Source organism: Pseudomonas sp. HLS-6, assembly GCF_002753995.1.
Classification (GTDB): Bacteria; Pseudomonadota; Gammaproteobacteria; order Pseudomonadales; family Pseudomonadaceae; genus Aquipseudomonas; species Aquipseudomonas defluvii.
Window position 1 is genome coordinate 913037 of sequence record NZ_CP024478.1, and the last position, 24438, is coordinate 937474.

The 24438-nt window shown below is 61.5% G+C and carries 16 protein-coding genes; 14 read left to right on the forward strand and 2 right to left on the reverse strand.

Going from position 1 to position 24438, the window contains the following annotated elements; genetic code table 11:
- The first annotated feature begins 51 nt into the window (after positions 1-51).
- The 9 genes from CS390_RS04085 (at position 52) to CS390_RS04125 (ending at position 14745) form a co-directional block, all read left to right on the forward strand.
- Positions 52-681, forward strand: coding sequence for a LysE family translocator (locus CS390_RS04085; protein ID WP_065759143.1), 630 nt, complete (start codon positions 52-54; stop codon positions 679-681).
- A 136-nt stretch (positions 682-817) separates the two neighbouring features.
- Positions 818-2500, forward strand: a complete 1683-nt coding sequence (locus tag CS390_RS04090; RefSeq protein WP_065759142.1) for a fatty acid--CoA ligase — start codon at positions 818-820, stop codon at positions 2498-2500.
- Positions 2501-2801: 301 nt separating this feature from the next.
- Positions 2802-4676, forward strand: coding sequence for a DUF1302 domain-containing protein (locus CS390_RS04095; protein WP_065759141.1), 1875 nt, complete (start codon positions 2802-2804; stop codon positions 4674-4676).
- Positions 4677-4703: 27 nt separating this feature from the next.
- Entirely contained in the window at positions 4704-6068 is a 1365-nt protein-coding gene (locus CS390_RS04100; RefSeq protein WP_065759140.1) for a DUF1329 domain-containing protein, read from the forward strand.
- 236 nt (positions 6069-6304) lie between these two features.
- Positions 6305-9025: a LuxR C-terminal-related transcriptional regulator gene (locus CS390_RS04105; RefSeq protein ID WP_099773551.1), complete on the forward strand. Its 2721-nt coding sequence runs from the start codon at positions 6305-6307 to the stop codon at positions 9023-9025.
- A gap of 123 nt (positions 9026-9148) precedes the next feature.
- Positions 9149-11056 carry a sigma-54-dependent Fis family transcriptional regulator gene (locus CS390_RS04110; RefSeq protein ID WP_099773552.1) on the forward strand — a complete coding sequence of 636 codons (1908 nt, stop codon included), beginning with the start codon at positions 9149-9151 and terminating at the stop codon, positions 11054-11056.
- Complete coding sequence (locus CS390_RS04115; protein WP_099773553.1) at positions 11053-12774, forward strand: ABC transporter ATP-binding protein; 1722 nt, start codon at positions 11053-11055, stop codon at positions 12772-12774. Before CS390_RS04110 ends, CS390_RS04115 begins: the two co-directional genes overlap by 4 nt.
- A complete protein-coding gene (locus CS390_RS04120; RefSeq protein WP_099773554.1) occupies positions 12764-13438 on the forward strand; it encodes a S8 family serine peptidase in 675 nt (224 codons plus the stop codon). The genes CS390_RS04115 and CS390_RS04120 overlap by 11 nt, the downstream gene beginning before the upstream one ends.
- Positions 13435-14745 (forward strand): NAD(P)/FAD-dependent oxidoreductase, encoded by a 1311-nt coding sequence (locus CS390_RS04125; protein ID WP_099773555.1) that lies wholly within the window; start codon positions 13435-13437, stop codon positions 14743-14745. Before CS390_RS04120 ends, CS390_RS04125 begins: the two co-directional genes overlap by 4 nt.
- 3 nt (positions 14746-14748) lie before the next feature.
- On the opposite strand, the gene CS390_RS04130 is transcribed toward CS390_RS04125, so the two are convergent.
- Entirely contained in the window at positions 14749-16242 is a 1494-nt protein-coding gene (locus CS390_RS04130) for an aldehyde dehydrogenase (protein ID WP_099773556.1), read from the reverse strand.
- 187 nt (positions 16243-16429) lie between these two features.
- Positions 16430-18055, reverse strand: a complete 1626-nt coding sequence (locus tag CS390_RS04135; protein ID WP_099773557.1) for a methyl-accepting chemotaxis protein — start codon at positions 18053-18055, stop codon at positions 16430-16432.
- A 482-nt stretch (positions 18056-18537) separates the two neighbouring features.
- On the opposite strand from CS390_RS04135, the gene peaA reads away from it, so the two are divergent.
- The 5 genes from peaA (at position 18538) to CS390_RS04160 (ending at position 24336) form a co-directional block, all read left to right on the forward strand.
- Complete coding sequence (gene peaA, locus CS390_RS04140; RefSeq protein WP_099773558.1) at positions 18538-20115, forward strand: quinohemoprotein amine dehydrogenase subunit alpha; 1578 nt, start codon at positions 18538-18540, stop codon at positions 20113-20115.
- Positions 20116-20193: 78 nt separating this feature from the next.
- Positions 20194-21624, forward strand: a complete 1431-nt coding sequence (gene peaB / locus CS390_RS04145) for a quinohemoprotein amine dehydrogenase maturation protein (RefSeq protein WP_099773559.1) — start codon at positions 20194-20196, stop codon at positions 21622-21624.
- Position 21625: 1 nt separating this feature from the next.
- On the forward strand, positions 21626-21949 hold the full coding sequence (qhpC, locus tag CS390_RS04150) for a quinohemoprotein amine dehydrogenase subunit gamma (RefSeq protein ID WP_065759130.1): 324 nt from the start codon (positions 21626-21628) through the stop codon (positions 21947-21949).
- Between the two features lie 29 nt (positions 21950-21978).
- On the forward strand, positions 21979-23097 hold the full coding sequence (gene peaD, locus CS390_RS04155) for a quinohemoprotein amine dehydrogenase subunit beta (protein ID WP_065759129.1): 1119 nt from the start codon (positions 21979-21981) through the stop codon (positions 23095-23097).
- A 162-nt stretch (positions 23098-23259) separates the two neighbouring features.
- Positions 23260-24336, forward strand: coding sequence for a sensor domain-containing diguanylate cyclase (locus tag CS390_RS04160; RefSeq protein ID WP_099776534.1), 1077 nt, complete (start codon positions 23260-23262; stop codon positions 24334-24336).
- Positions 24337-24438 lie beyond the last annotated feature (102 nt).

The window sequence follows — 24438 nt, forward strand, 5'->3', positions numbered from 1 at the left end:
TCGACTGGTCTAAGGTAGGCACCTTACTTAAATCCGTGACAAGGAGTCCCCATGTATTGGGCTGAGTTTCTCACCGTTGCCCTGATTCACTTGCTGGCAGTCGCCAGCCCCGGCCCGGACTTCGCAGTCGTGGTTCGTGAAAGCGTGACCCATGGTCGACGTGCGGGTACCTGGACTGCATTTGGCGTGGGAACAGCGATCTTCCTGCATGTGGGCTATTCGCTGCTGGGCATCGGGCTGATCGTGTCGCAGTCGATCATGCTGTTCAATGCGCTGAAGTGGCTGGCGGCGGCGTACCTCTTGTACATCGGCTTCAAGGCCTTGCGTGCCAGCCCCGCCAAGCCTGGTAGCGATGAGGTGCAGGCTGCAACGGTAGAGCGCACCCCGCGCGGTGCCTTTGTCGCCGGTTTCATGACCAACGGCCTGAACCCGAAAGCCACCTTGTTCTTCCTGTCGCTGTTCACGGTCGTCATCAACCCGCATACCCCCCTGCTGGTACAGGCAGGTTATGGTGTGTACCTGGCACTGGCCACTGGCCTGTGGTTCTGCCTGGTGGCGATGTTGTTCAGCCAACAGCGGGTGCGTGCCGGTTTTGCCCGCATGGGTCACTGGTTCGACCGTGCCATGGGGGCTGTACTGGTGGCGCTGGGTATCAAGATCGCGTTTACCGAGATGCATTGATCGATGCCGTTTCCAGTAGGCCGCTGATCCCGGCGTCGTTCAAATCATTCCTTTGGCTGATTTGGACGGCGCAGCGGCGTTCTAAAGTGAAGGTCTGTTTTGACCCAGACCATGCACTTCAGAAAAGGGACACTTCATGTTGCAGACTCGCGTCATTGCCCCTGCCGAGGGCGCTTATGAGTACCCGTTGCTGATCAAGCGCTTGCTGATGTCTGGCGGCCGCTACGAGAAAACCCGCGAGATCGTTTACCGCGACCAGTTGCGCTACAGCTACCTCACCCTGAATGAGCGTATTGCAAGGTTGGCCAACGTATTGACCGAGGCTGGGGTCAAGGCGGGCGACACGGTGGCGGTGATGGATTGGGACAGTCACCGTTACCTGGAGTGCATGTTTGCCATTCCGATGATTGGTGCGGTGGTGCACACCATCAATGTGCGGCTGTCGCCGGAACAGATTCTCTACACGATGAATCACGCCGAAGACCGTTTCGTGCTGGTCAACAGTGATTTTGTCGGCCTTTATCAGGCTATTGCCGGTCATCTGACCACCGTTGAAAAGACGCTGCTGTTGACCGACGGTGAGTCAAAAACCGCCGAGTTGCCAAACCTGATCGGTGAGTACGAACAGCTGCTGGCTGCGGCCAGCCCGCGTTACGACTTCCCGGATTTCGATGAAAATTCGGTAGCAACGACGTTCTATACCACCGGCACGACCGGCAACCCGAAAGGGGTGTACTTCACGCACCGGCAACTGGTGCTGCACACCTTGGGTGCAGCGGCTGTGACCGGCAGCATCGACAGCGTCCGCCTGCTCGGCAGCAACGATGTGTACATGCCGATCACCCCGATGTTTCACGTGCATGCCTGGGGTATCCCTTATGTGGCGACCATGCTCGGCATCAAGCAGGTCTACCCTGGGCGTTACGACCCGGAGCTGCTGGTGGAACTGTGGCGCAAGGAAAAGGTCACGTTCTCCCATTGCGTGCCGACCATCCTGCAGATGCTGCTCAACGCCAAGGGCGCGCAGGCCGAGGACTTTGCCGGCTGGAAGATCATCATCGGCGGCAGCGCCCTGAACCGTGCGCTATATGAGGCGGCCAAGGCCCGCGGTATCCAGCTCACGGCGGCTTATGGCATGTCGGAAACCTGCCCGCTGGTTTCCTGCGCTCACTTGAACGATGAGTTGCTCGCGGGCAACGAGGATGAGCGCATCACTTACCGGATCAAGGCCGGTGTACCGGTACCCCTGGTAGAGGCGGCGATCATCGACAGTGACGGCAACTTCCTGCCTGCTGACGGTGAGTCCCAGGGCGAGTTGGTGCTGCGAGCCCCTTGGCTGACCATGGGGTATTTCCGTGAGGAGCAGAAGGGCGCCGAGCTCTGGCACGGCGGCTGGTTGCATACCGGCGACGTGGCCACACTGGACAGCATGGGCGTGATCGACATTCGCGACCGGATCAAGGATGTGATCAAGACCGGCGGCGAGTGGGTGTCTTCCCTGGAGCTCGAAGACCTGATCAGTCGTCATTCTGCGGTGCGTGAGGTCGCGGTGGTCGGTATCGCCGATCCGCAGTGGGGGGAACGGCCGTTCGCATTGTTGGTGGTGCGCGAGGGGCACAGCATTGACGCCAGGGGCCTCAAGGAGCACCTGAAACCGTTCGTGGAATTGGGCCATATCAACAAGTGGGCTATCCCCACTCAGATCGCCCTTGTTACCGAAATTCCCAAGACCAGTGTTGGCAAGCTCGACAAGAAGCGTATCCGCCTCGATGTCATGCAATGGCAGGCCAGTAACAGTACCTTTCTTTCCACGCTCTGAGCCCCCGGGGTTCGCGCCGGTCGCGGTGCGAACCCCGAGCCAGACACCTCGCGACTTGTAAAACGGTAATTTTCAGCCATGCTTGGCGCCGCTCAGGCAGGGGTAGGCCCATTAGGGCCATGCCTGCCTGCTTGTACACAACAAATCACACTTTAGAGGGATCAAGCCCTGGTACCTGCTGGCTATAGTCGGCCCAGGGGATTTTTAGGAACGGGGGGGACGTGCAATTGAGCATGTATTCCATTGCGCCGTTTTTAGAAGGACTCACTGCCATAAAAATAAAGAACATGGAGTAGCGTCGATGACATCTGCACATCTGTTTTGGCGTCGGGCAAAACTGCCTTTGGCCGTCAGCCTCGCTTCTACGCTCGCTGGCCCTGCATTCGGCGTCAGTTTCAACATCGGTGAAATCGAAGGCCAGTTCGATTCGTCGCTGTCCGTTGGGGCCAGCTGGTCGACAGCCAAGCCGAACGAGAACCTGATCGGCGTCAACAACGGCGGCAAGGGGCTTTCGCAGACTTCTGACGATGGTCACCTGAACTTCAAGCGCGGTGAGACCTTCTCGAAGATCTTCAAGGGCATCCATGACCTGGAGTTGAAGTACGGCGATACCGGCGTATTCGTGCGCGGCAAGTACTGGTACGACTTCGAGCTCAAGGATGAACACCGCGAGTTCAAGGACATCAGCGACTCCAACCGCAAGGAAGGCGCACAGTCTTCTGGCGGGCAGATTCTTGATGCTTTCGTGTACCACAACTATTCCATCGCCGATCAACCCGGTTCGGTGCGCCTGGGCAAGCAGGTGGTGAGCTGGGGTGAGAGTACCTTCATCGGTAACGGCATCAACTCGATCAACCCGATTGATGTGGCGGCTTTCCGTCGGCCAGGCGCCGAGGTGAAGGAGGGCCTGATCCCGGTCAACATGTTCTATGTTTCCCAGAGCCTGACCGACAACCTGTCTGCCGAAGCGTTCTACCAGATCGAGTGGGACCAGACCGTAGTGGACAACTGCGGCACCTTCTTCTCGCAGCCGGACATCATCGCGGATGGTTGCTCGAACAACCTGCGCCTGCTGAACAGCAGCCGTAGCGTTCCAGGAGCGTTCCTGCCGTTTCTCGCTGCCAACGGCGTCGATATCAACGAGGAAGGTGTTCTGGTGCGCCGCAGTGCCGACCGTGATGCGCGTGACAGCGGTCAGTTCGGGGTGGCGTTCCGCTACATGTTCGAACCGCTGGATACCGAATTCGGCGCGTACTTCATGAACTACCACAGCCGCGCGCCAATTTTCAGCGCTACCGGCGCAGACCCGGCTGTGTATACGGGGGTTGCTGGTAACCCGCTGGCGCCGCTGATTGTCGCGGGCAATTCCAGTTATTTTGTCGAGTACCCCGAGGACATTCGTCTATACGGGCTGAGCTTCTCGACCACCTTGCCTACTGGCACGGCCTGGAGTGGTGAAATCAGCTACCGGCCAAACGCTCCGGTGCAACTCAATACCACCGATATCCTGTACTCCGCTGTGGTTCCACTGGGTGGCCGATACACCAACGCCTCCCTGCTGACCGGCGTGCCGGGCGAGGACCAGCACGGCTACCGTCGCAAGGAAGTCACCCAGTTCCAGACCACCCTGACCCATTTCTTCGATCAGGTCATGGGGGCCAGCCGCCTGACCGTTGTCGGTGAGTTGGGTGTTACCCATGTGGGTGGCCTGGAGGACTCCAGCAAACTCCGTTATGGCCGTGACCCGGTCTACGGCCCTGGCCCACTGCCAGCTACCGGAGGGTTGAATACCTGCTCGGCAATTCTCAACACCGGCACAATCAACGGTGCGGGCCCAGGTGCTTCAACCGCCAACCTCAGCCGCAATTGCGAAGATGACGGTTTCACCACCAGCACCTCCTGGGGTTACCGCGCACGGGCCATCTGGGATTACAACGACGTCTTTGCCGGGGTCAACCTCAAGCCGAACATCGCCTGGTCCCATGACGTTTCCGGCTACTCCCCAGGCCCTGGCGGCAACTTCGAGGAAGGCCGTAAAGCCGTCAGCCTGGGCCTGGATGCCGAGTACCAGAACACCTACACCACCAGCCTGTCGTACACCAACTTCTTTGATGGCAAGTACACCACGGTGGACGACCGCGACTTCATCGCCCTCAGTTTCGGCGTGAACTTTTAAGCGCACTGATTCAGGAAGAGCACAACTATGAAAACAACCAAGAGTCTGCTGCAAGCCGGTGTGCTGGGCCTGACCCTGCTGGCCAGCAGTGTCATGGCCGCCGTTCCCGCCAGCGAAGCTGCCAAGCTCGGCGCCAGCCTGACACCGATGGGGGCTGAAAAGGGCCCTAACGCCAATGGTTCGATCCCGGCCTGGAGCCCGTTGCCGAAAACCGCCGGCTCGGTGGATGCCAAAGGGTTCCTCGCCGACCCTTACGGTAACGAGAAGCCGCTGTTCACCATCACGGCGCAGAACGTCGATCAGTACAAAGACAAGCTGGCGCCGGGCCAGGTTGCGATGTTCAAGCGCTACCCTGACACCTACACGATTCCGGTCTACCCAACGCACCGTGGTTCTACCGTTCCCGACGAGGTGTTTGCGGCGATCAAGGAAAACGCCACCGCCACCAAGCTGGTGCAGGGCGGTAACGGCCTTGAGAACTTCAAGACAGCCATTCCGTTCCCGATTCCACAGAGTGGTGTCGAGGTCATCTGGAACCACATCACCCGTTATCGCGGCGGCAGCGTGACCCGTTTGGTGACCCAGGCCACCCCTCAGGCCAACGGTTCGTACAGCCTGGTGTACTTCCAGGACCAGTTCGTTTTCCGCGACAAGATGAAGGATTACGACCCGAACAACCCGGGCAACATCCTCTTCTACTTCAAGCAGAAAGTGACGGCGCCAGCGCGTTTGGCCGGTGGTGTGCTGCTGGTTCACGAAACCCTCGACCAGGTCAAGGAACCGCGCCTGGCGTGGGTCTACAACGCCGGTCAGCGTCGTGTGCGGCGTGCCCCGCAAGTGTCCTATGACGGCCCGGGTACGGCGGCGGATGGCTTGCGTACCTCCGACAACCTGGACATGTACAACGGCGCGCCGGATCGCTACGACTGGAAGCTTGAAGGCAAGAAGGAGATGTACATCGCCTCCAACAGCTACAAGCTCGACTCGCCGAACCTGAAGTACGCGGACATCCTCAAGGCCGGCCACATCAACCAGGACCTGACCCGTTATGAGCTGCGCCGTGTCTGGCATGTGGTGGCAACCCTCAAGCCTGGTCAGCGTCATATCTATGCCAAACGTGACTTCTACATTGACGAAGACACCTGGCAGGCAGCAGTAATCGACCACTACGACGGTCGCGGCCAGCTGTGGCGTGTGGCGGAAGCCCATTCCCAGGACTACTACAACGTTCAGGTGCCGTGGTACACCCTCGAGACGATCTACGACCTGCAGTCCGGTCGTTACCTGGCGCTGGGCATGAAGAACGAAGAGAAGAAAGCCTACGACTTCGGCTTCACGGCCAACACCAGTGACTTCACCCCTGCAGCGCTTCGCCAGGACGGCGTGCGCTAACGCTGTAACCTCCGTGTGATCCCCAGAACGCCCCGGCTTGCCGGGGCGTTTCTGTTTGCGCCGGTCGCCTGTCTGGCAATCCGTCGGTGGCTGATGCGATGTGCGTGCGGGGCGCTGACTTTTTTTGTTGTAGTCTTTTTTGGGTAATACGCGGCAATTGTCTTCAAATGTGCAGGTTAAGCCGTTAGTCTGCCCTGATCCGTTCTGCCGACAATCCAAACCAAAACGAGCCGGTCATGACTGATCTGTCCCGCACGCAAGGATTTTCCAGCCTGGCCGTCAGCGCCCTGGAGGGACGTTTCTATCGTCCGCCATTGCCCGACGCTCATGTGCCGCGCCCGAGGCTGTGCCAGCGTTTGCAGGCCGGATTGGGCGGGCGCCTGTTGTTGGTCAGCGCACCGGCCGGTTTCGGTAAAAGCTCGCTTGCGGTGGAGTTCTGTCAGGGCCTGCCAGCCCACTGGCAAAGCCTGTGGTTGAGCCTGAACCGACGCGACAGCGACCCGGGGCGTTTCCTTGAACGCCTGCTTGAAGGGCTGCAGCATCACTGCCCGGCACTGGGCGCCCAGGCCTTGGGCTTGTTGAAAATGCGCCAGCGGCATCAGCCATTCGCTTTCGAGGAGTGGCTCGACGGCCTGCTGGATGACCTCAGCCGGCATTTGCAGCCCAACAACCCGCTGTTGGTTGTGCTGGACGATTACCACTTGGCACAGGGGCCGGTGCTCGACCGTTGCCTGCAGTTCTTTCTCAACCATCTGCCGCCGGGGCTGGTGCTATTGGTCACCAGTCGCCAGCGCCCTGACTGGCACCTGGCGCGTCTGCGTTTGTCGCGCCAGTTGTGTGAGCTCAATGAACAAGACCTGCGCCTGACGCCGGATGAATCCCATGCGGTGCTCGTACAGCACCCCACAGCCCTGCGCGGTCAGGCCCTGGACAACCTGATCCAGCGCAGCGACGGCTGGGTCGCCGGCCTGCGATTCTGGCTGCTGGCAGCCAGCGAATCCGGTACCGACAACGCCTTGCCCCAAGCCCTGCATGGCGGGGAGGGGTTGATTCGTGATTACCTGCTTGAAGAGGTGATCGACTGCCTGCCCAGTGAGGTCCAGGCGTTCCTCTACGACACGGCCTGTCAGGAGCGGTTCTGTAGTGAACTCTGCGATGCCCTGCGCGAGAGCCATGACAGCGCCGACATTCTGCGTTTTCTGCAGGCGCATCAGGTGTTCCTGGTGCCGCTGGACGAGAACGGTCGCTGGTTCCGTTACCACCACCTGTTTTCCGACCTGCTGCGTAGCCGGCCGACCAGCTTGCCGCTGCCGAGCCTGCATCTGCGCGCCTGTCGCTGGTTCCACAGCCAGGGATTGCTCGATGAGGCTGTCGAGCAGGCGCTGCGTGCCGGGCATCTGGACGTAGCCGCCAACTTGGTGCAGAACCTCTCGGAAGAGCAACTGCTGGCCGAACAGAACGTTGGCATGCTGCTGCGCTGGAAGATGGACTTGCCCGACAGCCTGCTGGTCAGTACGCCACGGTTGATCGTGCTGTACAGCTGGGCGTTGGGGCTGGCCTGTCAGCTGGATGCCGCCGAAGAGCTGGCCAGTCACCTGAGCCGCTTTCTGCCGGCGCCGTCCGCCACGGCGCAAAAATCGATGCTGGCTCAGTGGCTGGCCTTGAGTGGGGTGATCGCCCGCGGGCGTGGTGACCGCGCGCGCACCTTGGCCTACTGCACCGAGGCCCTGCGCAGCCTGCCGCAGAAGCGCTACGGGCAGCGGTTGGTGTGTTTGTCGACCTTGTCCAACCTGGCGATTGCCGATGGTGATTTCTGGCGTGCACGTGGCTGGAACCGTGAGGCCCTGGAGTTGGCCCAGCGTGTGGGCAACCCGTTATTCGAGGCCTTGGCCCATTACGACCGGGCGCGCGTGCTGCATGCCCGTGGCGAAATACTCCGGGCGCAGGATGAAGTGCGCCAGGGGCTGCAGCGCCTGCAAGGGCTTTCGGCCCAGCGGCTGTACGCGGCGCGCGCCCGCTTGACCCTGTATGAGGGGTATCTGCTGGCCGCGCGTCTGCAGCCCCAGGCGGGTCGCAGCCGCTTGCGCGCGGGAGTGGTCGAGGCGCGGGCGTGTCGGGACATCAGCGTGTTGATCGGTCATTGCATGATCGCCACGCTCGATGGTCGTGAAGGACGCTTTACCGAGGCGTATGCCGAGCTCGCCGAAGCCGAACGGCTGATGCATATCTGGGACGTGCCACCGATTTTCTATCTGGCAATGATCACCTTGGTCAAATGTGAGCTGTGGTTGGCGCAAGGGCGCATCGACCTGGCTGACGCCTGGTTGCAGCGCCTGGGGCAGACCTATGGCGGCAAACTGGCCGCCGCTGCACCAGAGTTTCACCCGCTGTTGCCGTTGCATATCGAGCTGCAGCAAGCACGTTTGGAGCGCGTACAGGGGCGCAACGAGCAGGCCGAGCAGCGCTTGCTGGCCCTGAATGAGCGGGGGCAGGCCAACGGTGGGCAACTGCTGTGTGTCATGGCGTTGTGTCAGTTAGTGGCCTTGAAGCTGGCCGGCGGTCGCGAGAGCGAAGCCCGCAGCCTGTTTGTGCAAAGCCTGGACGCGGCGAAGGGCGGTACCCTGCAACCGTTCCAGATATTGCTGAACGAACAACCGGGCTGGCTGCGCGAGCAACTGCTTGGGCAACCTGTCGGGCCGGTTCGAACCAGTTTGCTAGCCATGTTGCCGGCGCCTGAAAGCGACACCTCTGGGGCGCCCAGCGAGGCCCTGAGTGCGCGGGAGCTGGCAGTGCTGGAGCTGATCGCCCAGGGTTGCTCGAACCAGGAAATCAGCGAGCGCCTGTTCATCTCCCTGCACACGGTGAAAACCCACGCCAGCCATATCAACAGCAAGCTTGGCGTGGAGCGACGCACTCAGGCGGTGGCGCGCGCCAAGGCGTTGGGCCTGTTGAACTAGCGATAAACGATGCTTGGTGATTGCAGCAAGCTTTACGTTAACGTAAAAGAGCAGGAGTGGTGTCCTCGCCGTTTCCTTGGCGTGGGACTTGCTTGAATCGGACAATCCGATCCGGAGCAGCTCATGAACAGAATAAAAACAACAACTGAAGTTCCGCCGTTCGATGCTCGCCTTGCGCGTGAGCGGCTGTCGCTGGAAGGGCAATTGCCCGACGGTATTCTGCGTGCCGAAATCGATGCGTCCTGGCGCCGTAGCCTGGGCCATGGCGTGCCGCTGAACAGCCGTCACGACTTCGACTTGAGTTCGTCGGCCAACCTCGACCTGCTGCTGGCCAGCAACCGCGTGTTGCTGGATGCAGCCACTGCCGAAATCGATTACCTGCGTGCGCGTCAGGGCAAGGACAGCGTGATCATCCTGGCCAACGCCGACGCCACCATCCTGACCATCGAAGGCCAGGCTGACGCCCTGAAGCACGCAGGCCTCGGTGATATCAGGCCGGGCACGTGCTGGAGCGAATCGGCGCGTGGCACCAACGCTCTGGGTACCGCACTGGTTGAGGCGCGTACGGTGCAGATCGATTGTGGCGAACACTACCTGGAGCGGCTCAGTGATTTTTCCTGCACCTCGGTGCCGATCCATTGCCCGCAGGGCGACCTGCTGGGTGTCCTCGACCTGACCCGCCAAGGGCCGTTGGGCAGGGTGCAGGATCGCACCGCGCTGCTGGCGCTGGCAGTCAGTCAGATTGAAGGCCGTTTGTTCAACACCAGCTACCCGGACCAGGTGGTACTGGCATTTCACAGCCGCCGACAGTTTCTCGACTCGCCCTGGCAGGGGCTGGTTGCCCTTGGGCTGGACGGGCAGATCCTCGCCGTCAGTAATCAGGCCTGCCAACTGCTGGGTGTGGCCCGTCCCCAGTTGGTCGGTCAACAGTGTGAAAGCCTGCTGGGCATGCGTTTGGAACAATGGTTGGCGCGCCTGCAATTGGGGCGCGTCGACGCCATCGAGACCGCCAAGGGCGCATTTTTCTACAAGACCCTGCAAGTGCCGCTGCGAGCGGTGAGCGTGCCTGTCACGCCCCGGCGCAGTCCTCGCCCGAACATGGAGCATCCTGACCTGCAAAGCCTGGGTGCAGGCAATAGCCGCTACGCCCGCGCCCTGCGCATGGCCCGCCAAGGGCTGGTCGGTGAGTTGCCGGTGGTGTTGTTGGGGGAGACCGGTAGCGGTAAGGAAGTGGTGGCGCGTGCGTTGCACCTGGCCAGCCCACGGGCAGCGAAACCCTTTGTCGCGGTCAACTGCGCGGCGATTCCCGAGGGCCTGATCGAGTCTGAACTGTTTGGCTACCGTGAGGGTGCCTTTACCGGTTCTCGGCGTGGCGGTGTGGTCGGGCGCTTGCAACAGGCCCATGGCGGCACACTGTTCCTCGACGAAATCGGTGATATGCCACTGGCTTTGCAGGCTCGCCTGTTACGGGTGCTGCAGGAGCGCAAGGTGGCGCCGTTGGGGGCCGCCGAAGAACAGGACCTGGATATAGCGTTGATCTGCGCCACTCACCGTGACCTGAAGCGTCAGGTCGAAGAAGGCCACTTCCGCGAAGACCTGTACTACCGCGTCAATGGCATCAGCGTGCAACTGCCGCCCCTGCGTGAGCGGGAAGACCTCATGGCGCTGGTTGCCAGCCTGTTGGAAAAACTCGGCGGCAAAGGGGCGTACCTGTCCGATGAATTGTCGGCGCTGTTCATCGGTTATCACTGGCCGGGCAACATCCGCCAACTGGAAATGACCGTGCGCACCTTGCTGGCCATGCGCGAGGAGGGCGAGCTTGAATTGGGCCTTGAACACCTGCCGGACAACCTGCTCGAAACCTTGCGGGGCACCCAAGCGGCTCAGGCCAGTGGGCGGATACGGGACAACGAATTGACCCTGATTCGTCAGGCGCTGGAGCGCCATCATGGCAATGTTTCGGCGGCCGCCCAAGACCTGGGCATCAGCCGTGCGACGCTCTACCGCAAGTTCAAGCAGTTGCAGTCATGATGCGCTGGCTTGCCCGGTTGATCGATCACAAGGACCCTGAAGCCTTGCAGCAGTCCCTGCGCTGGTTGTACGGCTTCGTTCGGCCGCAGCGCATGGCGATTGCCGGGCTGCTGGGGTTGTCCTTGTGTGCCACGCTGCTGGTGCTGGTGCAGCCGTGGCTGACCAAACTCTTGATCGATGATGGCCTGCTGGCGCGTAATTTCCCGGCCCTGGCCACCATTGCCGGCGTGATGGTCTTGGCCGGTATCCTCGGCACGCTGCTGTCGGGGCTTAACCGCTACCTGCACACGCGGCTGTCCGGGCGCATTCTGTTTGCCCTGCGCGATGAAATCTATCGCCACCTTCAGGGCTTGTCGCCGACCTTCTACGGCCAGCGGCGGATTGGTGACTTGATGTCGCGGCTCGACGGTGACGTGGCCGAGATCCAGCGCTTTGCTGTCGACTCGCTGTTCTCGGCCGTGTCCAGCGTGATCGGCTTGGTCTGTGCGCTGGGCATGCTGCTGGCGTTGTCATGGAAGCTGTCGTTGCTGGCGTTGGTGTTGATCCCGCTGGACGTGCTCTGGCTGCGCTGGATGCGGCGCAAGGTCGAGCGTGAGGTGCGCCAGTTGCGCGAGCGTTCGGCGGATGTGTCTTCGTTTCTGGTCGAGACCCTGCCCGCGATGAAGTTCATTCAGTCTGCTGGCCAGCAGCAGCGTGAAGCGCGACGCCTTGACGGGCTCGGCCAGGGTTACATGCAGCAGTTGCTGCGTTTGCAGGTCACTGAGTTCTTCACCCAAGCCGTACCCGGTACCCTGACTTCGCTGTCACGCGCCTGCGCCTTTCTGGTGGGCGGCTATTGGGTTGTGCAGGGTACCTGGCAACTGGGTGCACTGATTGCCTTTTCGACCTACCTGGGCATGGCCGTGGGGCCTGTGCAGAGCTTGCTCGGCCTGTACGTGGCGATGCAGCGCATGAGCGTCAGCCTTGGGCGGGTGATGGAGCTGCGCGGTGAGGTGCCGAACGTGGTCAACCCGGCATCACCCCGTGCGATGCCGAGCACGGCTGACTTGCAGTTCGAGGGGGTGTGTTTCGCCCACCCCGGTCGGCCGCCGTTGTTACGTGAGGTACAGGCGTCGATTCCTCAAGGCTGCAAAGTGGCATTGAGTGGTATTTCCGGCGCGGGTAAATCGACCCTGATCGACCTGCTGCAGCGTTTTTACGATCCCCAGGCCGGGCGAATCGTGCTGGGCGGCTGCGACCTGCGTGAGCTGGACCTGTTCGAGCTGCGCCGCCGGGTCGCGGTGGTCAGCCAGGACATTGTGCTGTTTCGCGGCAGCCTGGCCGACAACCTCGCCTACAGCGTGCCGGATGCCAGTCGTGAAGCCATTGCCGAGGTTGCACGTCTGGCGCAACTGGACAGCCTGATCGCCAGCTTGCCCGAAGGCCTCGACAGCCCTTTGGGCGAGCGCGGCCAGCAGTTGTCGGGTGGGCAGAAGCAGCGCATCGCGATTGCCCGGGCCTTGCTTCAGGATCCACTGATTCTGGTGCTGGACGAAGCTACCTCTGCGGTCGATGAAGCGACTGAGCGTGAGGTAATCGGCGCAATTGATCAGCTGTTCCGTCGGCGTACGCGGATTTTGATCAGTCACCGTTCTTCGACCCTGGCCGATGCCGATCTGCGCCTGGAATTGTTTGACGGTCAGTTATCCACAACTGGAGCCGTGAGCCATGAAGCCTGAGGTGCGTATTGGCGTGGTCGACAGTGGCCATGACCTCAGCGGGCAGCCGCCTGCGGCTGCCCGCCGGTTTGCCTTGGCGCACGCCGGTTTGCTTGAGCACGAAGCTGAAGCAGATGCACTGGGCCATGGCAGCGCGGTATCTGCGGCCATCCTTGAGCGTGCTGGCGAGGCGCGTTTGTATGTGGCGCAGGTGTTCGATGGCCGTGGGGTGACCAGTGCCTTGCAGGTTGCCGCTGCCATTGAGTGGCTGCTGGCCTGCCAGGTGCGGGTGATCAACCTGAGCCTGGGGCTGCGCGAAGATCGCCCCGTACTGCGCCAGGCCTGCGCCTTGGCGGTGGAGGCCGGCATCCTGCTGTGTGCTTCGAGCCCGGCGCAAGGTTCACCGGTGTACCCAGCAGCCTACCCAGGGGTGTTGCGGGTGACCGGCGATGCCCGTTGCCTGCCGCAGCAGTGGAGCTGGCTGGGCAGCGCCCAGGCCGATGTGGGGGCTTGTGTGCGCAGTGCCGATGGGCGGCTGTCGGGGGCTAGCCTGGGGTGTGCGGCCCTGACCGGACATCTCGCAGCATTCTTGCAGCAGCACCCGGATGCCAGCAATCAAGGGATCCGTGACTGGCTGCATGAGCAGGCACACTATCACGGCCCTGAACGGCGGCTGGCGCCATGAGCCGGGTACTGGTGCTGGGCGCCGGGCCGGCGGGTGCTGCCGTCGCCCTGGGCTTGCGGCGGCTCGGCCATGACGTGTGCGTGGTCAGTGAGTGGCGCCGTTTTGCGGCCCTTGAGGGCGTTTCACCGCGTGTACTCGAAGGCCTGCGTGGGGCGGGGTTGTTGCGTGCCTTGGCCGCTGCCAGCGAGCCTTCGCAGCGGCAGGTGCAGTGGAACGGGCAGCGCACGGCGCAGAACCTGGAATACCTGCTCGACCGACCGCGCTTTGATCAAGGCCTGCGCGATGATCTGCACGCGGCGGGGGTAGCGCTGATCGAAGGGCGGGTGCTGAGTGTCGAGCGTGACGCTGGTCAGATGGGTGTCACGCTTGAAGGTGCGGCGCCCGTGTTTGCTGATTTTCTGGTGGAGGCCCGTGGTCGACAGGCACCGCAGGCGAGCAAGGCGTCGTCGGGCAGGGCCTGGCGCGGGCCGGAAACCCTGAGCCTGTTGAACCGTTGGCAAGGGCAACCGGGCCCGAATGCCAGCGCGGTGCAGAGTTTTGCCGATGGTTGGGCGTGGATGGCACGCCAAGCGGATGGTCGTTGCTACTGGCAACTGACCCTCGACGTTGTCAGCACTCAACTGCCGGACAAGGCCGCGCTGTTGGACTACTGCCGTGCACGGCGTCAGCAATCGGAAATGGCCTGTCGCTTTTTCGGTGCCGCCGAGGAACACGACCTGCACCTGCATGCCCGCAGCAGCACAGCCATTCTCAGCCGGCAGACCGGCGCAGAGGGCTGGCTGCGTGTTGGCGATGCAGCGATGGCCGTTGATCCCTTGTCGGGCAACGGTATCTTTCAATCGCTGTCGTCGGCATTGCAGGCGCCAGCGGTGATCAATACGCTGCTGCAACGGCCTGAACGTGCGGCGTTGGCGTTGCAGTTTCACCAGCAACGGGTCGAGCACCTGTTCTGGCGCTTTGCCCGTAATGGGCGAGACTTCTACGCCCAGGAGCAACAATGGCCTGATGCGCCGTTCTGGCGGGCTCGCAGCTGCTGGCCCGACCAGGCGCCCGCACACCGGGAGGCGGACTTTGCTGCCTTGCAGGTGCAGGCCGGCCCGGTGCTTCGGGATGGCTGGGTGGATGAAGTGGAGCTGGTGGTCAGCCCTGATCAGCCAATGGGGATCTGGCATGTACAGGGCGTGGCGGTGGCGCCGTTGGTGAAGCGTCTGAAGCACGAACCGGCCGAGCAGGTGCTGGCCGGTCTGGAGCCTGAGCAGGCGCGGATGATCCGCAGCTGGTTGCTCAGTCAGGGCTATCGCCCCTGAGGCTTACAGCTTGATCAACACCGACTTGAGCTCGGTGTAGTGCTCGATGGCTGCTGCGCCCATCTCGCGGCCCACACCGGACATCTTGTAGCCACCGAACGGCAGCGCCGGGTCGAGGGCGCTGTGGCAGTTGACCCAGACTGAGCCGGAGCGAATGCGTGGGATCATCCGGTGGACGGCGGCCAGGTCGTTCGACCAGATACTCGCACCCAGACCATAAGGGCTGTCGTTGGCCATGCGCAGGGCGTCGGCCTCGTCATCGAATGGAATCGCCACCAGCACCGGGCCGAAGATTTCTTCCTGCACCAGCGGGTGACGCTGATCGACATCGACGATGACCGTTGGTTTGACGAAGTAGCCGGGACCGAACTGTTCACCACCACAGGCAATGCTGGCACCGCTGTTGCGGCCTTGCTCGATGTAGTTGAACACCCGCTGTTGCTGCCGTGCGGAAATCAGCGGGCCCATCTCTACGCTGGGGTCCAGGCCGTTGCCGAGCTTCATGGCGTTGGCAATACCGGCGATATCGGCGACCACATTGTCAAAATGCTTGCGCTGCACATATAGCCGCGAACCGGCGCAGCAGACCTGCCCCTGGTTAAAGAAAATCGCACTGGCAGCACCCGCCGCCGCGCTGGCAAGGTCGGCATCGGCCATGACGATGGTGGGTGATTTACCGCCCAGCTCCAGGGTGACCCGGGTCATGTTGTCCATGGCGATCTTGCCGATCTGCTGGCCGACAGCGGTCGAGCCGGTGAAGGTCAGCTTATCCACCCGTGGGTTACGGGTCAGGGCATCGCCAGCGACGACGCCGGTGCCGGTGACCACGTTGAAGACCCCGGCCGGGTAGCCGGCTTCGAGGGCCAGTTCGGCCAGCTTGAGGGCGCTCAACGGGGTTTCATCGGCGGGCTTGAGTACCACCGTACACCCGGTTGCCAGCGCCGGGCCGAGCTTCCAGCAGGCCAGCAGCAGCGGGAAGTTCCAGGCCACGATAGCGCCGACGACACCGACGGCTTCACGGCGAATGAAACCGTGAAACTGATCAGCGGGCATCAGCGGCATCGACACATCCACCGTGCTGCCTTCGACCTTGGTGGCCCAGCCGGCCATGTAGCGCAGAAAGTCGATGGACAGCTGCACGTCCATCACCCGTGCCACGGCGGCGCTCTTGCCGTTGTTCAGGCATTCGAGCTGGGCCACGATCTCGGCGTCCCGCTCCAACAGGTCGGCCAGGCGCCACAACAGGTTCTGCCGTTCGCGCGGGCGGGTGCGGCTCCACTCAGAGTCGTCAAAGGCCTTGCGGGCGGCGAGCACGGCGCGTTCGACATCGGCTGGCGTGGCGCTGGGCACCTGGCACAACGGTTCGCCAGTGGCAGGGTTGCGCAGCGTCATCAGCGCACCGTCGGTGGCTTCAACCCAATCGGCACCGATCAACATACGGGGAGCACGCTGCAGAAACGCCTCAACGGCAGGCAGCAGGGGGGCAGTGGCGGACATGGCAAACCTCGTTCTTGTGAGTGAATGCCGTGGGTATTCGCAACCCTTGTGCCAAGCTCAAGAACCCCTGAAAACAGGGGGCTTGGCTGCTCGAGGCGGGTTCTGGCGTCTCAAACTGAGACAGTGTTGAGACGCGACAACTGCCCTGTTGAAAACAACGCCCTGCGCAGAGGGCGTTGCTACAGGGTCAGACTTTGAACTGTGCCACCAGCCCGTTCAGTTGCACGGCCAGGTGTGCCAGTGATTGGCTGGCGGCGTTGCTCTGGTTGGCGCCGGCCGAGGTTTGCATCGACAGGTCGCGGATGTTGATCAGGTTGCGATCTACCTCGCGGGCGACTTGGGCCTGCTCCTCGCTGGCACTGGCAATCACCAGGTTGCGTTCGTTGATGGCGGCAATGGCCTGGGTAATCTGTTCCAGCGCATGGCCTGAGGCCAGTGCGGCATCCAGGGTGGCGTGTGCCCGTTCATTGCTGCTGCGCATGGCACTGACTGCGCCCTCGGTACCCTGTTCGATGGTGCCGATCATCGACTCGATTTCCTGGGTCGACTGCTGAGTACGGTGCGCCAGTGCCCGCACTTCATCGGCCACCACGGCAAAACCACGGCCCGCATCGCCAGCGCGCGCCGCTTCGATCGCGGCGTTGAGGGCCAACAGGTTGGTCTGCTCGGCAATCGCTCTAATCACTTCAAGCACCTGGCCAATGTTGCGCACATCACCGGCGAGGTGTTCAACCTGTTCACAGGTACGGGTGACGTCTTCGGCCAGCAGGCCAATGGAATCGACGGTCTGTTGCACCTGCTGACGACCATGGCGTGCGGTCTGGTCGGTTTCGCCCGAGGCCTCGGAAGTGCTGACCGCATTGCGGGCGACTTCCTCTACCGCGGTGGTCATTTCGTTGACCGCCGTTGCCGCCTGTTCCACTTCGTTGCTCTGCTGGAGCAGGGTCTTGGTGGAGTCATTGGTGACGGCTTGCAGCTCTTCTGCGGCCGACGCCAGTTGGCTGGAAGAGTCGGCGATGCGCTGAATGGTCGTGCGCAGGCTGGCCTGCATGCGCTTGAGTGCCTGCAGCAGTTGTGCCGGTTCGTCGCTGCCGACCACGGTCACTTCGCTGCACAGATCGCCACTGGCGATCACTTCGGCGACGCTCACAGCCTGGCTCAGCGGGCGCACGATGCTGCGGGTCAGGACAATGGCGAGCACGACCGTCAGCAGCACGACGACAATCATCATGGTCATGACCAGTTCATTGGCATTACTGAATACCGTGTCGCTTTCCAGAGAGGCCTGCTTGGCCCCTTGCTTGTTCAGGTCGACCAGTGCGATCAAGGCCTTGACCATGGCATCGGCATGTTCATAGAGGCTGCCGTTGGCAACATCAATGGCCTGGTCTTGATGCCCTTGCTGCGCCAGCGCGCTGAGTTTTTCCTGCTCAGTCATGTACAGCGCCTTGGCGCGCAGGAAGCCTTCGTAGGCGACCTTTTCTTCGTCCAGGCTAATGAGCTGCTCATAGTTGTGCTGTTGAGTTTGCAGCTGTTGCTTGAGCTCAGAGAGACGTTCCAGGTTGCTTCGCATGTCCGCGTCGGTGCGTACGGTCAGCAGGCGCAGGGTGATTGTCCGTATGCGCGATACGCTCAGAGCCGTGTCATTGAGGGCGAGAATCGAAGGCAGCCAGTTGCGATCAACCACACGCGACTGTTCGTTCATGCGGCGCATTTCCAGCAGCGAGAAGCTTCCGAGCAGCAGCGCCATAAGCGCGATCAAGGCAAAGCCAAGGCCCGCGCGGCGGGAAATTTTCATCGTTCTCAAGAGCATCTGTGTATTCCTTGTGGCAGCAACAAGCGCGACCTGCGAAGCCATTCGCGGGCCAGCGTCAATGCGGCGCTCTTAGGGTGGTAGACCACGGCGTCGTCAGGTTGTGCAGGCAAGGGGTGATGCAACGCACCGTCGAGTCACGCGAGAGGTGCTTGTCTTATGATGGTTTTTTATGACATGCAGGGCGTGGGAGCCCTGATGGAAAGTGGCTCAATGATGGCATTTTGTGCCAGAACGGTAAAGTGCAAGCCGTTCTGTCGCGCCGTCTCAGAGTGCTACAGCTGTCGCGAAATTAAACGCAGCGCAAGCGGTAAAAGTGCTGGAAGCCCTGTAGGAACGGGGTTTTGAGTTCTTGGCATGCAATATGTATCGCTACTGACAGTACCTCTTCAGCCTGTGCATTGCCTGATCCATCCCGGCCGGCAGGAAGAGACCACTAAAAAACAACGATAAGAATAAGCCCCGTGGGAGGTCAGACATCGATGAAGAGAACATTCCGGTTCGCCAGTGCCGGTGGCCTGCTGGCGTTGGCGGTAAGCCTTGCCTTGCAGCCCCAGACCAGCCAGGCACGCGAAGCCCAGGCCATCCTCAAGGAAACCTGCATGGGTTGCCATACGCCTGAGGGTGAGAATGCCTTTAGCCGCATCAGCCATCAGCGCAAAACCCCCGAGGGGTGGCTGATGAGCATTGCGCGCATGCAGACCATGCACCAGTTGAAGATCAGCGATGAAGATCGCCGCACCTTGGTCAAGTACCTGGCCGACAACCAAGGCCTGGCACCCAGCGAAACCGACGGTGTGCGTTATGCATTGGAGCGTCGCCTGAACACCGTCGAGCAGTTCGACGACCAGACCAAGCAGATGTGCGGTCGTTGCCACTCGGGGGCACGGGTGGCCTTGCAGCGTCGCCCGGCGCAGGAGTGGGAGCACCTGGTGAACTTCCACCTCGGTCAGTGGCCGTCGCTGGAGTATCAGGCACTGTCTCGCGACCGCGACTGGTTCGACCTGGCCCGCAAGGAAATGGTGCCATTGCTGGCCAAGCGTTACCCGCTCGACAGCAAGGCCTGGGCCGACTGGCAAAAGTCGATGCCCAAGGCTCAGGCCCTGGTCGGTGACTGGACGTTCAGCGGCCACCTGCCAGGCAAGGGCGAGCTTAACGGGGTGATGAAGGTTACCGCTGCCGAGGGCGATCATTTCACCCTCAGTGTTGATGGCCAGTACGCCGATGGCAGCCCGTTCAAGGGCCAGGGTACGGCCATTCTCTACAGTGGTTATGAGTGGCGCGGTAACGTCGATATCGACGGGGTGAAAATGCGCCAGGTTTTTGCTGCCAATGGCGCGCAGCTCAAGGGCCGGATGTTTGAGACCGCGCACGATGAGCGTGGCCTGGACTTTATCGCCGCGCGGCATGATCACCCACAACTGCTGGCGGTTCAGCCGGGTTACCTGAAGGCCGGCAGCGAAACCGAAGTCAGCCTGATCGGCAGTGGCCTGAACGGTACGCCATCGTTCGGCAAGGGGGTTGAAGTGGTCAAGGTGCTGGAGCAGAGCCCGCAACGTGTGCGCGTGCTGCTCAAGGCCGCCGCCGATGCTCCGGCAGGGTTGCGCGAGGTGACTGTCGGTGCACTCAAGGGCCAGCAATTGGCGGTGTACCGCGACATTGCCGAGGTCAAGGTAGTGCCGGCGTTCTCGGTGGCCCGTATCGGTGACAACGGTGGTTCGACACCGAAGGTTCAAGGCCGCTTCGACGCCGAAGCCTGGGGCCGCAGCGCGGACGGCAAGGCCTACCGCATTGGTGTGTTCCCGGCGCAATGGAAGGTCGAGCCGTTTGATGACCGTGCCCGCGAAGATGAAGACGTCAAGTTTGCCGGCAGCATGCAGGCCGATGCGGGTGTGTTCACCCCAGGCGATGCCGGGCCAAACCCAGAGCGCAAGATGTCGACCAACAACGCCGGCAACCTCAAGGTCATTGCGGCGGTGGACGATGCGGGTAAAGCCCATACGGGTGAAGGGCACCTGATCGTCACGGTTCAGCGCTGGAACAATCCACCGATTCCTTGATACGGGCCTCTTACCCCAGCCATATCAGCGGAATGAAAAGGGGGCCGGCATTACCCGGCCCCGCTTGAGGAGGTTGCGATGGGCGTTACCTTGAACCTGGTGGAGCGCAACCTGCACGAAGTGCAGGTTGATGACGCACGCATGTTGTTCCATATCCCCAGCAGCTCGCTGTTCGCCAGCGATGCGCTGACCGGGGAAATCATCGACGTCCTGCGTGGTGAGGGCTGTTCCAGCGAAACGCTGCAGCAGCGCCTGGCCCCGCGTTTTGGCGGCGAGCAAATCAATGAAACCCTGCGCGAACTGATAGCCCTGGAGCTGGTCAGCGACGGTTCGCCGTTGACCCCCGAAGTGGCGACCAGGCGGGTCGAGCGCACGGCGATCAATACGGTGGTGTTGAACGTCAACACCGGCTGTAACCTGAGCTGCACCTACTGCTACAAAGAGGACCTGGACAAGCCTTCGCAAGGCAAGCGGATGGATGTCGAGACCGCCGTGGCCTCGGTGGAAATGCTGCTCAAGGAGTCGCCGGACGAGTCGGCCTACACCGTGGTGTTCTTCGGCGGCGAGCCGCTGAGCAACCGCAAGCTGATCGAGTACATGGTCGACTACTGCGAGCGGCGTTTCAGTGAGGCGGGCAAGCGGGTCGAGTTCGTCATGACCACCAATGCCACCTTGCTCACCGAAGACATCGTCGACTACCTCAATGCCCACCGATTCGGTTTGTCGGTGAGTATCGACGGGCCGAAGACCGTGCACGACCGCAATCGCATCACGGTCGGTGGGCAGGGCACCTACGATGTGGTTCGGCGCAAGGTCGACATGTTGCTGTCGCGCTATGACAGCCGCCCGGTCGGCGCCCGTGTCACCCTGACCCGGGGCGTCACCGATGTCGAAACCATCTGGAACCACCTGTTCAACGAACTGGGCTTTGCGGAGGTCGGCTTTGCGCCGGTGACCTCTGGCGATATCAGCGATTACAACCTGAGTAGCGAAGAGCTGGTACAGGTGTTCGCCAACATGAAAGCCCTCGGGCGGCGTTACCTGGAGGCAGCGCTGGAGCACCGAAGCATCGGTTTCTCCAACCTGCACCAGTTGATCACCGATATTCATGAAGGGCACAAGAAGGCGCTGCCTTGCGGGGCCGGGCTGAAGATGCTGGCGGTCGATCACAAGGGGGAGTTGAACCTCTGTCATCGCTTCACCGGCTCGTCGTTGCCAACGTTCGGTAACGTCCACAGCGGGGTCAAGCAGGTCGAACTCAACGACTTTCTCTCACAGCGCCTGGACCGCACCAACACCGGGTGCGACAGCTGCCGCATTCGCAACCTGTGCTCAGGCGGCTGCTACCACGAAAGTTACGCCCGCTATGGCGACCCCGCTCACCCGACCTATCACTACTGCGAACTGATGCGTGACTGGGTGGACTTCGGCATCGAAGTCTACAGCCGGATCATGGCCGAGAACCCGGCCTTCATCAGCCGCTACATCACTCCGCGCAAGGTCCACTGACATGAAGCATCTCAAGCCGATCAATAACAAAGCGCTCAAGCTCGAACAGGCTGCCGACGAGAACCGCATTGAAGAGGTTGTGGCCATGAACTCGGTGGCCGGGTGTGCCTCGACCACGGACCCGGGCTGGGAAATCGATGCCTTCGGTGGCGTTTCGTCGCTGTGCCAGCCGATGGAATCAGACCTGTATGGTTGCTCTGACCCTTGCTGGTGGCCGGCCCAGGTGCCGGACATGATGAGCACCTACCCGGACTGGAACAAAGACGCCCAGGCCTCCAACGACAATTGGCGCAACCTGGGGACCGTGTTCCCGGAAGACAAATGAGCCCCCAGCCGAACAAGAGGGATACCCGCATGCTTCAGACTGCAACGCGCGGCCTGGCCGCCATTCTGGTGCTTGGCGCCTGCTCCGGGCCACTGTTGGCCGACGAGGGCAAGGCGCTCAACCGTGGCCACGAGTACATGGTCACCACCAACTACCCGAACAACCTGCACATTCTCGACCTGGCCACCGACAGCCTCTACAAGACCTGCCAGATGCCGGACGCCTTTGGGCCGGGCACCGTGCAACTGTCGCCAGACCGCACAATTGCCTATGTGTTGAACAACCATTACGCCGACATCTACGGGGTCGAGCTGGACACCTGCAAACAGGTGTTCCATGCCAGCATTACCCAGCAGCCGGGGGAAAAGGCTCGTTCAATGTTTTCCTTCACTGTCAGCCATGATGGCAAGGAGTTGTACACCGTCGCCAACCCGACACGGATGCTCAACGATCGCTATGAAGTGCAGCAGCCGCGCCTGGATGTCTACGCCACCAATGCCGGCATGAGTGCCAAGCCCGTGCGCAGCTTCCCGGCGCCACGCCAGCTGACCATCATGCAGACCGGTGACGACGGCAGCCTGTACATCGCCGGGCCGGACATCTACAAGGTCAACGTGCAGACCGGCAAGTTCGACGTGCTGGTGCCGAGCCGGCACTGGAAGCGCCCGCTGTACAGCGCCCCGGATGTGCTCTACGTGTGGAACCAGCAGACCTACCGGCATGATTTCTCGCTGCTCTACACGGCCGCCAAGTTCAAAGACAAGAAGGAAGACCCGGCAACCGCTGACTATGTTTACGGCTTCTTCAACATCGACCTGGCCACCGGCAAGACCAAGACTGTCGACTTTGGCCCGCTGACCGAGATCTACTTCAGCGGCATGGTGTCGCCCAAGGACCCTAACCTGGTCTTTGGCGTGCTCAACCGCTTGGCCAAGTACGACATCAAGCAGAAAAAAATGCTCCAGGCAGCCACCCTGGATCACTCCTACTACTGCATCTCGTTCAACAAGGCCGGCAGCAAGATCTACCTGGCCGGTACCTTCAACGATGTGGCGATTTTCGATGCCGACAGCCTGAAACCGCTGGGCAAGATCAAGTTGCCGGGGGGGGACATGGCAATCACCACGGCCCAGGTCTTTACCCGCTAGTAGAACCGGCGTGGATCTGGCGAGTCGATCAGGCTCGCCAGTTCCCGCCTCACCGAAACGGACCATCGGGTTAGCAGGCTTTTGTGTACAACTTGCTTCGATTAAGATGGCGATTAGCCATTTATTATCGAGTGCCCCGCTGTCATGACGGCAGTCCTGAACGTGCTACTTCTCTGGATGTGCCTTGGCATCGTGGTGCTGCTGATAGTGTGGCGCCGTGCGCTGCACCGCGAGCGCGACCTGAGTGCTCGCCTGGCTGAGCTTCAGGCGCAACTGGCGGGCTCGCCGCCGGGCGTTTGCAGCCAATGTGCCCAAGCGCGCGACATCCTCCCTGATGACATCGAGCGTTTCAAACGCAGCCAGTACTTTGCCCGTATCGGCACATGGGACTGGGATGTCGACACCGAGCAGTTGTACTGGTCTGAAGCCATCTACGGCATGTTCGGCTATCAGGTGGGCGAGATCACCCCCAGTTATGAACACTTCTGCAACAGTGTCCACCCGGACGACCGTCAGCAGGTCAGGGCGGGCGAGTTGCGCTGCATTGAAACCGGCGAAAACCATGACGAGGAGTACCGGGTGATCTGGCCCGATGGTACGGTGCGTTGGCTGCGCGAGACCGGCAATGTGATCAAGGACGCCCACGGCAAGGCCATCAAGATGATGGGGGTGGTACGCGACATCACCGAAGAAAAAGCCTGGGCCAACCAACTGCACAGCATGGCCCATCAGGATGCGCTGACTGGCCTGGCCAACCGCCTGGTCCTTGAGCAGCGGCTGTCGGCGGCACTTGAGCAGGCACGCATCCAGCGCACCCGAGTGGCGCTGATTTTTCTCGACCTCAATGGCTTCAAGGCGATCAACGACAGCTACGGTCATGCGGCGGGTGATCAGGTCCTGATTAGCACGGCCAAGCGCCTCAAGAATCTGGTGCGTACGGCCGATACAGTGGCACGTATCGGGGGCGATGAGTTCGTGCTGGTGCTCGAAGGTTTGTCGTCCGACCTGAACATACAACAAGAAATTCATGTGCTTTGCGAAATGATTATCCGGGCACTTTCAATGCCGATGGAGATTGCCAGTGAAACGTGTGTGATCGGCACCAGCCTGGGTGTGGCGGTATTTCCCGACCACGCCATGAGTATGGATAACCTGATCCACACCGCAGACCTGGCGATGTATGACGCCAAGCGCTCGGGGAACAATCAATATCGTCTGGGGAGCCAATTGGGTGTGTGACAGGGCGGTGTTGTATTGCGTGATAGCCCACTGTCGTTGGTTGTCAGCTACGCGCCGTAGTGGGCTGAAAGGCTGAGCCTGTCGTTGTAATCGTTGCGTGCG